General features: G+C 64.8%; 11 protein-coding genes. 2 read left to right on the top strand and 9 right to left on the bottom strand.

Features of this window, described 5'->3' with window-relative positions; all coding sequences use genetic code 11:
- Window positions 1-2: 2 nt before the first annotated feature.
- The 7 genes from uhpB to EL255_RS13595 form a co-directional block, all read right to left on the bottom strand.
- Window positions 3-1,520 carry a signal transduction histidine-protein kinase/phosphatase UhpB gene (gene uhpB / locus EL255_RS13630; protein WP_042654568.1) on the bottom strand — a complete coding sequence of 506 codons (1,518 nt, stop codon included), beginning with the start codon at window positions 1,518-1,520 and terminating at the stop codon, window positions 3-5.
- Window positions 1,517-2,107: a response regulator transcription factor UhpA gene (uhpA, locus tag EL255_RS13625; protein ID WP_033131170.1), complete on the bottom strand. Its 591-nt coding sequence runs from the start codon at window positions 2,105-2,107 to the stop codon at window positions 1,517-1,519. The genes uhpB and uhpA overlap by 4 nt, the downstream gene beginning before the upstream one ends.
- A 205-nt stretch (window positions 2,108-2,312) precedes the next feature.
- A complete protein-coding gene (gene rnk / locus EL255_RS13620) occupies window positions 2,313-2,708 on the bottom strand; it encodes a nucleoside diphosphate kinase regulator (protein WP_042654569.1) in 396 nt (131 codons plus the stop codon).
- A gap of 230 nt (window positions 2,709-2,938) precedes the next feature.
- Window positions 2,939-3,670: a substrate-binding periplasmic protein gene (locus tag EL255_RS13610; RefSeq protein WP_126623362.1), complete on the bottom strand. Its 732-nt coding sequence runs from the start codon at window positions 3,668-3,670 to the stop codon at window positions 2,939-2,941.
- Window positions 3,671-3,750: 80 nt separating this feature from the next.
- A complete protein-coding gene (locus EL255_RS13605) occupies window positions 3,751-4,434 on the bottom strand; it encodes a hypothetical protein (protein ID WP_042654732.1) in 684 nt (227 codons plus the stop codon).
- Window positions 4,435-4,479: 45 nt separating this feature from the next.
- A complete protein-coding gene (locus EL255_RS13600) occupies window positions 4,480-5,859 on the bottom strand; it encodes an alkaline phosphatase (protein ID WP_408608811.1) in 1,380 nt (459 codons plus the stop codon).
- A 22-nt stretch (window positions 5,860-5,881) separates the two neighbouring features.
- On the bottom strand, window positions 5,882-7,273 hold the full coding sequence (locus tag EL255_RS13595; protein ID WP_042654572.1) for an alkaline phosphatase: 1,392 nt from the start codon (window positions 7,271-7,273) through the stop codon (window positions 5,882-5,884).
- A 309-nt stretch (window positions 7,274-7,582) separates the two neighbouring features.
- Between EL255_RS13595 and ylqF the strand changes: the two genes are divergently transcribed.
- Window positions 7,583-8,533: a ribosome biogenesis GTPase YlqF gene (gene ylqF, locus EL255_RS13590; protein ID WP_042654573.1), complete on the top strand. Its 951-nt coding sequence runs from the start codon at window positions 7,583-7,585 to the stop codon at window positions 8,531-8,533.
- A gap of 505 nt (window positions 8,534-9,038) precedes the next feature.
- A complete protein-coding gene (locus EL255_RS13585) occupies window positions 9,039-10,187 on the top strand; it encodes an MFS transporter (protein ID WP_042654574.1) in 1,149 nt (382 codons plus the stop codon).
- Between the two features lie 163 nt (window positions 10,188-10,350).
- Here EL255_RS13585 and EL255_RS13580 read toward each other — a convergent pair whose 3' ends face one another.
- Together EL255_RS13580 and EL255_RS13575 are read right to left on the bottom strand one after the other, a co-directional pair.
- Complete coding sequence (locus EL255_RS13580) at window positions 10,351-11,247, bottom strand: histone deacetylase family protein (protein ID WP_042654575.1); 897 nt, start codon at window positions 11,245-11,247, stop codon at window positions 10,351-10,353.
- A gap of 69 nt (window positions 11,248-11,316) precedes the next feature.
- Complete coding sequence (locus EL255_RS13575; RefSeq protein WP_042654576.1) at window positions 11,317-11,976, bottom strand: YccT family protein; 660 nt, start codon at window positions 11,974-11,976, stop codon at window positions 11,317-11,319.
- Window positions 11,977-12,005: the final 29 nt, after the last annotated feature.

The raw sequence follows: 12,005 nt of genomic DNA, 5'->3' as shown, positions 1-12,005 counted from the left end.
TGTTACCCATGGGGCTCGTCTCGCTTGCGGCTGGGCAGGCTCAGGGTCAGCTGGGTACCGTGCAGGCAGGAGAGCTGCAGGTTGCCCCCCAGCGCCTGCACCCGCTCGCGGATGCCGAGCAGGCCGTAGCCCTGGGCCGTCTGCTCGGGCAGGCCGCAGCCGTCGTCTTCCAGCAGCAGCTGCAACCGCTCCCCCTGCTGCTGGGCTCGAATGCGGACCGAGCTGGCGTTGGCGTGCTTCACCACGTTGTTGAGCCCCTCCTGGCAGACCCGGAACAGGGTAGCCCGCTGGGCATCGGAGAGATCCTCGTCCGCCAGCCGCCATTCGAGCCGGGTGACTATGCCGTGGCGCTCCAGCTCCAGCTCCCGCAGCAGGCTTTGCACCGCCTGCTCCAGGCTCATGTCGTCGAGCTGGCGGGGACGCAGCCGGCCGAGCAGGCCGCGCACGGCGTCATAGATGCCGAGTGACAGGGTATCGATGAGGGCGCTGCTCTGACCGACCCCAGGGTTGTCCGGCGCGAGGCGGCGCACTATCCCCGCCTGGGTGCGGATGGCGGTGATGGTCTGGCCTATGTCGTCGTGCAGCTCGCGGGCCACCTCCTTGCGGATGCTCTCCTCTGTCTCCAGCAGTCGCTCGGTGAGCTGGCGGTTGTGGGCGAGCTGGCGAGTCAGCGCCTGGTTCAGCTCGCGCTGGCGCTGGATGCCGGCGCCGAGCAGCAGGCCGGTCAGGCTCTGGGCCAGCAGGGAGAGCAGCAGGTCAAGCGGGTGATCGTGCCAGGCCTGGCCCGCCATCAGCGCCACCGTGTTCATCAGGGTGGCGAGCAGGGCCCCCTGCCAGCCGTAACGCCAGGCCATGGCCATGATGGGGATGGCGAGGCAGAAAGGGGTGAAACGCACCAGCGAGTCCGGCAGGCCGAGCTGCAGCCAGAGGCTGAGCACGAACAGCAGCAGGTACCAGATCAGGTGGCGAAAGCGCCAGTCCACCGGCTGATCGATCAGCGCCGGACCGAGCGGCACCCAAGTGGCGCGGGTGAGGTAGTGCCAGATCAGCATGCAGGTGGAGGTGAGGGTCAGGCCGCCGGTCAGGGTCAGCAGCAGGGCGGTGAGGCCATCCTCCCCGGCCAGGTGCCAGAGCAGGGACTGCAGCAGCGCCGCCGCGGTGACGGTGGCCAGCAGCACCAGCAGCTGCTGCCAGTCGTTGCGCACCCGCTGGCGGCGGGCGATGAGCAGCGGCAGCAGGGTGAGCAGGGTGCCGGCCTGGATCAGCGGCCAGGCTGGCAGGCCTATCTCGCCGTCGAGCCAATAGAGCAGCAGGGTTTCACACAGCAGCAAGGGCGGCCAGTAGGCGAGGGGGCTCTGCAGCAGCAAGCCGAGCCGCAGCCCGAACGGGAACAGCAGCACCGCCAGCACCGGGCCGCCCGCCAGGTGCAGGCCGATGCTCCACAGGCAGAACCAGCCGGCGGCGAAGATGAAGCAGGCCGCCAGCGAGATGGCGACATAGCTGGCAAGGCGGTGGATCACCAGCTGTCCAGCATGCGGTGGGCCAGCTCCACGTTGTTGCTGACCTGTAGTTTGTCCATCAGGTTGGCGCGGTGGACGTGCACCGTCTTGGGGGAGAGGCCGAGCTGCTCGGCGATGGCCTTCACCTCCAGCCCGCGGGCCAGCAGCTGCGCCACCTCCCGCTCCCGGTTGGTGAGGGGATCCCGGCTGTGGCTGGCGAGCTTGTGGGCGATATCCGGGGTCAGGTAGCAGCCGCCGTGGGCGGCGGTGCGTACCGCGGCGATAAGCTCCTCCGGGCTGCAGCGCTTGGAGAGAAAGCCCTTGGCCCCCGCCTGCAGCGCCTGCTCGATCAGCGCCGGGCTGTCGTGCACCGACAGCATCACCACGGCGAGGCCGGCGGGCAGGCGCTTGAGCAGCTCCAGCCCGGACTGATCCGGCATGGAGATGTCGCACACGCACAGCTGGACGCCGCTGCCGGGCAGGCCCGCCAGCGCCTCGGCGGCGCTGCCGAATTCGGCAACGACCCGCAGATCGGGTTCGAGATTGAGCAGTTGGGCGAAGCCGGAGCGGACGATCTGGTGATCGTCGATGAGGGCAATTTTTATCATGATGTCAGCCTGAAATCTGCGGCCAGGGTGCTGGCGCGGCCAACAAGATACCCGTGGCCGAGGTCAGGCTCAAGGGGGAGGGCAAAGAGTGACCAAGATAAGTGGCGGCGTGCACCCAAAGCTTGATCGGGATCAGGAGGACAGGCGCCTGGCCGCTCAGCAAGGGACGCGCCGCCCCGAGCAGGCTGACGCGCGTCCGCGGCGACTAGCGGTGCAGCTCGCCCGCTCGCTCCGGCTGGTAGACCACCTCCAGGATCTCGACCTGGATGGTGCGACCGGCGGGACCTGGCCAGGCGATGCTGTCACCCACCTTCAGGCCCAGCAGGGCGCTGCCGACCGGTGCCAGCACCGAGATCCTGGATTCGTCCCCTTGGGCATCCTTCGGATAGACCAGGGTCAGGCAGAACTCGGAGCCGCTGTTTTGCATCTTGAAGCGCACCGTGCTGTTCATGGTCACCACGTCCGGCGGCATGTCGGCGGGCTCGCGGATCTCGGCGCGATCCAGCTCCTCTTGCAGGGCCAGGTGCTGGGGATGGTTGCCGAGCAACTGTTCGATGCGATCCAGATCCAGGCTGGAGATCACGAGATGAGGTTGTTTCATAGGGCATTCCTTATCAATGGCGGACAGGACCAGGATGGCGGGCAGGCTGGTCGGTCGAAAAAGTCAGAAGTTGTAAAGAGATCGCACAGGCGGTGCCCCCGAACGACTCGCGGTCAGGGGCGAGGGCGGGGGCTCAATGGGGTGTGAGCAGACTTGAAAAAATCATGAGCGCTTTCATGTGGATACCATAACCATTCTGGACGGCTTTGGCAATTGCCCCGGCCGAGGGCTCAGGGTGCCTGATAATCGTACTGCTTGATGATGCTGGCCAGGCTGCCGTCCCGGCGCATGGCCTGGATCGCCTTGCGCCAACGCGCCGCCTCGCTGGGTGGGAAGTCGGGATGGGCGGCGAGGTAGATGGCCGTCTGCTGCAGGGTCTCGCCGCGCACCAGGCTGGCCAGCGGCAAGCCGGCCTGTTGCTGGGTATAGCGGGCGGTGTTCCAGGCCACGGCCCAGCCCTGGATGCGGCCAAGCGCCAGCTTGTTGGCGTTGTTGGCCTCCGCCGCCACCGGCTCCACCCTGGTCTCGGCGATGGACTGGATCAGGCTTTGGCCATAGGAGCCGCGCATCACCCCTATGGTCTGCGCGGGCAGCTCCTCGATGGTGAGCGAGGCGGGATGATGCTGGCGGTGGCTGACCAGCACGAAGGCCTCGTCCAGCAGGGGGGTTATCCAGAGAAACTGGGACTCGCGCTGGGGGCTGCGCACCGGCGGCAGCAGCAGCACGTCCGGCCGGTGGCGGGTCTGGATGAGAGCGCGGGCCATCGGCATCAACTCGAAGGTCAGGGGTTCATCCAGGCGGCGGGCCGCCTCCTCCAGCACCTCGATGGCCATGCCGCTCGGGGCGCCCTGGTAGGAACGAATGACATAGGGGGGCACCTCGGCCGCGATGACCACCACGGCGTGGGCTGACTCCGTGGTCAAGAGGGCACCGAAGGCAAGCAGCAAGACGGAAATACGCATAACGGACCGGGACAAGGATGAGTACGCGAAGTGTACCATCTCTGCCCGTAAAGTGAGCGCCTCCCGTGGCGGGGGCGCCCTCAGTCGAAGAAGTCGCGCAGGTCCAGGGTCTGGTAGCCGTCCAACTGCTGCCAGGGCAGCTGCTTGGGCAGCGGCTTGAGGGTCAGCGTCATGCGGTAGCTGCGATAGCCGTCCAGGCTGGCGGACTCCACCACCAGGGGGATCTGCCATTGGTTTGACCAGAGGATGCGGGTGCGCTGCTTGCCCTCGCGTTTTTCGTACCAGCGCGCCTGGTCGGGCGCCGCCTCATCGAGGGGGGTCATCCCCGCCAGCAGGGCCGGATCCACGAGATGGCGAATGCGCGCCCAGTCGGGCTTGAAGGCGACCTGGCCATACTCCTCGGCGGGCACCTCCACCAGCTGATTGTGCCAGGCATCCGCGTAGCGCAGCTGCAGCCCGCCATCCTCGGCGCGGCTGACCCAGCGGGCCGCCATCTGGTGGGTGAAGTGCTTGTGGCCGGGGTTGGCGTCGTGGCTGGCGTGGTAGGCGCGGGCCAGGGGCAGCGGGATCAACCGCTGGCTCCACACCTGGTTGCCGACCCGCATCCACTTCTCCTGCCACTGGTTCGCCCGGGCTATGCCGTCGCTGCCGGTGACGCTGTCCTGATAACTGATGCGGGCGGCGAGATCCGGCGCCTCGTCGGCCCGCGCCTGCGTAAAGAGGGTGCTGCCGAGTAGCAGCAAGGGGAGCAAGAGTCTTCTCATCATCTGTCGCTCGAAAGAGCAGGGGCCCGTGCGGGCCCCTGCCACTTACAGGCCGAGCGCCTCCCGCAGTTTGCCGAACACTCGGGTATTGTCGAGCGTGCCCTTGAAGCGGTCGCTGCCCGCACCATCGGCAAACAGCATCACATCGCCGCCGCCGTGGGTCTCGGCGCCGAGCTTGACGCCGGTCTCCTGCAGGTAGTCGTCTCCCTGCACCTCATCGCTGGTGAGGGTGGGGCGCACGTCGGCGCGGTTGGGACCGTTGCCGAACACCAGGGTGGTGAACGGCTTGCCATCCACGTCGTTCTGGGTAGTGCCGTCGCCGTTCTTGACCAGATCCAGCACCTTGTTGCCCTTGGCGGAGTAGCCGTTGATGGTCATGGTGTGGTCGTGATCGGCGGTGACCACGATCAGGGTATCGCTCAAGTCCACCTTGCCGAGCGCCGTCTTGACCGCCTCGTCCAGCGCCACCGCATCGGTGAGGGAGCGCTTGGCGTTGGTGGCGTGCAGGGCGTGGTCGATGCGACCCCCCTCCACCATCAGGAAGTAGCCCTGGCTGTTCTGGCTCAACAGATCGATCGCCTTGGCGGTCATCTCGGACAGGGACGGCTGGGTATTGGCGGCCCCCTTGGCGACGCGGTCCAACTCGTAGTCGAGGTGGGACTTGGCGCTGAACAGGCCGAGCACCTTGCCGCTGCTGACCTTGGCCAGATCGCCCTGGGTGGTGACGTATTGATAGCCCTGGGCGCTCAGCTCGGCGGTGAGATCCCGGCCATCGGCCCGGCCGCCCTTGTTGCTGGCGCTGTAGGGGGTCCAGTGATTGGCACCGCCCCCCATCAGCACGTCGACCCCGTCCCCGAGCGCGGTGTTGAAGCCGGCACCGCCCGGTACCGCCTGCTCGGCGATGGCGTAGGCCGCGTCCCGGTGGCAGATGTGGGAGTAGGTGGCGGCCGGGGTGGCATGGGTCAGCTCTGTGGTGGTGACGGCACCGACCGATTTACCCGCCGCCTTGGCCAGCTCCAGTATGGTCGGCACCGGGGTGCCGTTGTCGCCGGTGCAGTTGTTGATGCCCTTGTTGCCGTTGATGTCCTTAGCCGGGGCGACCGCCTGGGTGTCGCTGCTCATGGCGATCACCTCGTTGTTCATCTTGACGCCGGTGGTGTAGGCCGCCATTGAGGGGGCCGAGTCCGTGGTCTGGGCGTCGTTGGAGAAGGTCTTGATGCGGGCGCTGCGGGGCAGCTTCATGATCTCCAGATTGCCCTCTTCCCCCACCTTGAACAGCCGGGTAGCGGTGAGTACTGTGGGGCCCATGCCGTCACCGATAAACAGGATCACATTCTTGGCGTCGCTGGCCTGGGCCTGGGACAGGCCACCCAGGGCACCGAACAGGGCGGTGCACACCAGGGTCTTTTTCATGGTTGTTGTCATGCTTGTTCTCATGGAATGCTCCTTACAGCTTGGCCGCAGCTTTGACCTTGCCGAACACGGCGGTGTTATCGAGAGAGCCGTGGAAGCTGTCCGCTCCCTGGCCGATGGCGCCGAGGAAGACGTCGGTGCCGCCATGGGTTTCGTTGCCTATGTCACCCACCTTGACCACCACCTCCTGGTGATAGTCGTCGGCCGAGACAGTGGCATCGTCCAGCGCGGCCACGCTGCTGCGCGAGCCATCCACCCGGTTGTAGCCGTTGCCGAAGCCGATGATGGTGTAGGGCATGCCGTCGGCATCCTTGCTCGGTTCGCCGGTTTCGTAGTTCTTCACCAGCCCGAGCACGCCCGGGTTGTCGGCGGTGGTCTTGCCGGTACGCTTGGCATAACCGTTGAGCACCAGCGTGTGGTCATGGTCGGCGGTGACCACGATCAGGGTGTTCTTCAGCTCGGGGTCGGTTTTCTTCACCTCGTCGATGGCGGCCTTGATGGCGTCGTCGAAGGCGAGGGTGTCCTGCAGGGCGCGCTTGGCGTTGGTGTCGTGCAGGGCGTGATCGATGCGGCCCCCTTCCACCATCAGGAAGTAGCCCTTCTCCTTGTCCTTGAGCTGCTTGATGGCAGCCAGGGTCATCTGGGCCAGTGACGGCTCGCTGGCCGGCCTGTCCAGGTCATATTTCATGTGGCTGGAGCCAAACAGTCCCAGCAGCGGCTTGCCCGCCTCGGCCTGGTTCAGTTGATCCAGGTTGCTGGCGAACTGGTAGCCCTTGGCCTGCATCTCGTTGATGAGGTTGCGGCCATCCTCCCGCTTGCCCAGGTCGGCCGCCGGCAGGAAGAAGCTGCTGCCACCCCCCAGCACCACGTCCAGCCCCTCCTTCAGGGCGCCGTTGTAGCCGGCACCGCCCGGCACCAGCTGGGCGGCGATGTCCGCCTCCAGATCCCGGTTGCAGATGTGGGCGTAGGTGGCGGCCGGGGTGGCGTGAGTGACCCGGGTGCTGGTGACCACGCCGGTGCCGCGGCCGTCGGCCTTGGCCAGCTCCAGCAGGGTGGTGACCGGCTTGCCGGCGCTCTGGCTGCAGTCGCTCTCCTGGGTGGCATCACTGTCCATGCTGATGACGCCGTTGTTGCTCTTGACCCCGGTCATGTAGGCGGCCATGGAGGGGGCCGAGTCGGTGACCTGGGAGTCGTGGGAGAAGGTCTTGATGAAGGCCGTCTCCGGCAGGGTGTCGATGGTGAGACTACCCTCTTCCCCGACGCCGTAGATGCGGGCCGCGGTCAGGGTGTTGAGGCCCATGCCATCGCCGAGGAAGAAGATCACATTCTTGGCGCTGGGTTCAGGGGTGTCGCTGTCGTTTGTGGAGTTGCAGCCGGCGGCCAGGGCGGCGCCGATCATCAATGCAAGTCCTGCCATTTTTCTCATTGGGGTTCGCTCCTTGTAAAACCTGAGCGAAGCCTAGAGGGATCAGATGACACTTTTAGTGAATGTGGATGACAATCCGATGAAGGCAGGATTTAAATGTGATGTTGTATCAATCACTTATTTATGTAGGCAACATGGCGGTCGACACCCCGGACCCGACCCGACCGCCGGCTTGGTGGTTCCCGTGCCACGGGCTAGAATGGCCTGTCAAATTGGGGCTCCAGCAGGTAAAATGCGCCCCCTTGCGACGCCCGACGTCCGCTCCAGCCGCCACAGCGCGCCCGCAGCCCCTTTTAGAGAGTAACGGATATGTCCATCAACTGGTTCCCCGGCCACATGCACAAGGCCCGCAAAGAGATTGCCGAGGTCATGCCCCAGGTCGATGTCATCATCGAGATGCTCGATGCCCGCATCCCTTTCTCCAGCGAAAACCCACTGGTGCCCGAGCTGCGTGGCGATACCCCGGTGATCAAGGTGCTGAACAAGGCGGATCTCGCCGATCCGGCGATCACCGAGCTGTGGGTGGCGCACATGGAGAAAGAGAAGGGGATCAAGGCGTTGCCTCTGACCCAGCAGGAGCCGGAGAAGATCAAGAACCTGCTGGCCCTGTGCCACGAGATGCTGCCGGAGCGTAACTTCGACCTGCGCGGCGTGCGGGCCATGATCATGGGCATCCCCAACGTGGGCAAGTCCACCCTGATCAACACCCTGGCGGGGCGCACCATAGCCCGCACCGGCAACGAGGCGGGGGTGACCAAGTCCCAGCAGCGGATCAAGCTCGACAACAACGTCATCCTGACCGACACCCCGGGCTTCCTCTGGCCCAAGCTCAACCCGCCCTCCTGCGGCTATCGGCTGGCGGTCACCGCGGCCATCAAGGACACGGTGTTCGACTATGCCGACATCGCCATGTTCGCCGCCGATTACTTCATCAAGGCCTACCCGGAGCGCATCAAGGCGCGCTACCAGATTGCGGATCTGCCGGAGACCGAGATCGAGCTGCTGGAGATGATCGCCCGTCAGCGCGCCTTCGTGCGCAAAGGCGGCCTGGCCGACCTGCACAAGGCGTCCGAGATCCTGGTCAACGAGTTCCGCTCCGGCCTGCTCGGTCGCATCTCGCTGGAGACCCCGGAGATGGTGAGCGCCGAGATAGTTGCGGCAGCAGAAGAGGCTGAGGAGAAGGCCAAGGAGAAGGCCGAGCGGGAAGAGGAGCGCCAGGCGCGCGCCCGCCGCAAGTACGCCAAGAAGCGTCAGAAGTAAACATCCAGCCTTCATTCAGACGGGTCCATGGGTTCGACTGGCACAACCTGATCGGACGACCGGAGGCCCATGCTGACGAGGCAAATAAAAGAGGCGACCCCAGGGTCGCCTCTTTTATTGATGGGACCAGGCTCAGGGATGGCCTCAGCCGAAGTGCCTGTGGGTCTCCTCAAACGATCAGCTACGGCCAGTCGCGCCGGTCGCCGTCACCCTGTGCTTTTTGCCGTCTCACCTCCTCGCGCAGCGCCAGCAGCACGTTTTCACCTTCATACCGTCGCTAAAAGATGGATGAGGATCCTCAATCGACCATATCCCTTCCCTGCTAGCCCAAGGTCCAGTTAATCAATGGGATAATCCTGCTGCTGAGCAGGCGTTGCAGGGGCAGATCAATGAGGCAACGCCTGTGCGAAGCCAAACCTGGCTGCCGCTCGTTCAGTGCCGATTGACAATGGATTTGGCAGTGGCATGATGCGCTCGCATTTTGACTCTCCTCACGGTTTTATCCATGACCACATACTCCCGGCCAGTGCTGTTATTGCTCTGTGGCCTGCTGCTGTTGACCCTGGCCATCGCGGTGTTGAATACCCTGGTACCGCTCTGGCTCGCCCATGACAATCTGCCGACCTGGCAGGTGGGCATGGTCGGCTCCTCCTATTTCAGCGGCAACCTGCTGGGGACCCTGCTGGCGGGAGCGCTGATCAAGCGCGTCGGGTTCAACCGCAGCTACTACCTGGCCTCCGCCCTCTTTGCCGCAGGCTGTGTCGGGTTAGGGCTCACCCTTGGCTTCTGGAGCTGGCTCACCTGGCGATTTATCGCAGGCGTCGGCTGCGCCATGATCTGGGTGGTGGTTGAGAGTGCGCTGATGTGCAGCGGCAACGCGCGCAATCGGGGGCGCCTGCTCGCCGCCTACATGATGGTCTATTACATGGGGACAGTGCTCGGGCAACTCTTGGTCAGCACGCTGCCGACCGGTCTGATGGATGTGTTGCCCTGGGTGACTGGCCTGGTATTGGCCGCGATCCTGCCGCTGCTGTTCACCCGCATTGTCAACGAGCACAGCGAACAGCAGGGGACAACCCGGGTGTGGCCGATGCTGCGCCTGCGTCAGGCGCGTCTTGGGGTCAATGGCTGCATCATATCCGGCATAGTACTGGGGTCGCTCTATGGCCTGATGCCACTCTACCTGAACCACCAGGGGGTGAGTGATGCCGGTATTGGCTACTGGATGGCGGTGATGGTGAGTGCTGGCATCCTGGGGCAGTGGCCGATAGGCCGTCTGGCGGACAGGTTCGGTCGCTTGCCGGTACTGCGGATGCAGGTGCTGGTGGTTATCCTTGGCGCTTTGGCGATGCTCGGTGCCGTAGCGATGGGCCCGGCGCTCTTCATCCTTGGCGCCGCCGGCTTTACGCTCTACCCGGTAGCCATGGCCTGGGCCTGCGAGAAGGTCGAGCAGCATCAGCTGGTGGCGATGAATCAGGCGCTGCTGTTGAGCTACACCATCGGCAGCCTGCTCGGCCCGGCCTATACCGCGCTCTTGATGCAGCACTACTCGGATAACCTGCTGTTTATCATGATAGCCAGCGTGTCGTTTATCTATCTGCTGATGCTGCGGCGTCCCATGGGTGAACATCCGACGCCGGTGGCACATGCCTGATGGTATGTGTCTGATGGAAAGAGGAGTCGAGAGCCATGGATGACGCCGTGCCTGTCCTGTCTCTGGTGACAGGCTCGGCATGGCGCAGTTGTGCGCTGTATAAGAAGAGGCGGCCCCGGGGCCGCCTTGTTGTTATCAGGAGCTGGCAAGCGGGGCAGGGGTGCTAGCCGTAGCGTTTTTTCGCCTCTTCGAACAGGGACAGGTGCAGCGGGATCAGCTGCGGCCAGTCGCGCCGGTAACCGCCCCCCGGCACGGCGGCGATGGGCAGGCCCTGCTGCCACGCGCAGTCGAATACCATGGCGTCCCGCTGGCGCACCCCGGCATCGCTCAGGGCGAGATAGCCGAGCTCATCGGCCTGATGCACATCGACCCCGGCCTGATAGAGGATGAGATCCGGGCCGTACAGGCGCAGCGCCAGTGACAGCGCCTGGGCCAGGGTGTCGAGGTAGGCATCGTCCTGCATGCCGCTTGGCAGGGCGAAGTCCAGGTGGGAGGCCGGTTTGTCGCGGGGGAAATTGTGCTCGCCGTGCAGGGAGAGGGTGATGATGTCACGGCTGCCGGCGCACAGCGCCGCGCTGCCATCCCCCTGATGGACGTCGAGATCCACGATCAGCACCCGCTCGCAGCGTCCCTCGTCCAAGCAGGCCCGGGCCGCGATCACCAGATCGTTGAACAGGCAGAAGCCGCTGCCATGCGCCCTGTGGGCATGGTGATAGCCGCCGGACACCTGCAGGCCACAGCCCTGGGTGAGGGCATGGCGGCTGGCCGCCAGGGTGGCGCCGACCGAGTGCAGGGTGCGCTCGATCAGCAGGGGCGACCAGGGGAAACCGAGCCGGCGGATGGCCTGCTTGTCGAGCCGACCGGCCAGGGCTGCCTGCACATAGTCGGCGTCGTGGACCCGCACCAGCTGTTCATGGCTGGCGGGGAGGGCCTCCTCCAGCGGATACCCTAATGCCAGAAGCCTCTGGTAGAGCGCCTGATACTTGGCCAGCGGAAAGCGGTGGCGCTCGGGCAGCGTCAGGGCGGAGTAAGTGGCGTGATGAAAGATGCGAAGGGACATGGGATCAGGCGGGGGAAGATACGAAAAAGGGGAGCCAGGCTCCCCTTGTTTGCTGGCATGAAGACGCCATTACTGCTGCTGGATCACCCAGATCTGGAAGGCTTTGCGGGTTTCCGCATCGGCCTTGTTGTACCAGTTTTGCAGCTGGGTCAGGGCTTCCGGATTGCTCTGGGCCTTGCTCGGTGCAGCTGCGACCGGGGCGCTGGCGGCAGCCATCACGGCGGCGCTGGAGACGGCAACGGCGGCTGGCTGGTTGAAGGCCTTGCCCATCTTGAGCAGCTCTTGCTGGTAGTCGCGGGTCAGCTGGAAGCCACCGACGGTCGGCATGACGAACTGCTCGCTGGCCAGGGCCTGACCGCTGCTCTTGTCCTTGAGTACGACCTTCTGCTCTTTCACGAACTGCTTGGCTTCTTCTTCGGTACGGGGCTTCTTGTAATCCAGCATCAGGGTCTGGTTGTCGGCGGCGGTGAAGTTGATCACCAGCGGCTCGGCGGTCACCAGCTTGATGTCGTTACGGTTGGAGTAGTTGCCTTCGAAGGCCACCACCAGCTGGTGCTTGCCGGCTCCGATAGGGAAGCTGCTGGTCTTGTCGAGCAGCTTGGGATTGATGGTCACGCCGTCGAGTAACTGCACCACGTAGGGATTGCTTATTTCCAGTTGGCTACTTGCCAGGGCGCTACCTGCCCACAACAGACCAGCCAGGGCCGGCACCAGAACAGTCAGTTTCATTTCATCTCCTTGAACAGTCAGGCGATTGC

Source organism: Aeromonas encheleia, assembly GCF_900637545.1.
Lineage (GTDB): Bacteria > Pseudomonadota > Gammaproteobacteria > Enterobacterales > Aeromonadaceae > Aeromonas > Aeromonas encheleia.
The sequence above is the reverse complement of the archived record's forward strand: the minus strand, read 5'-3'. Positions and strand labels throughout refer to the sequence as shown.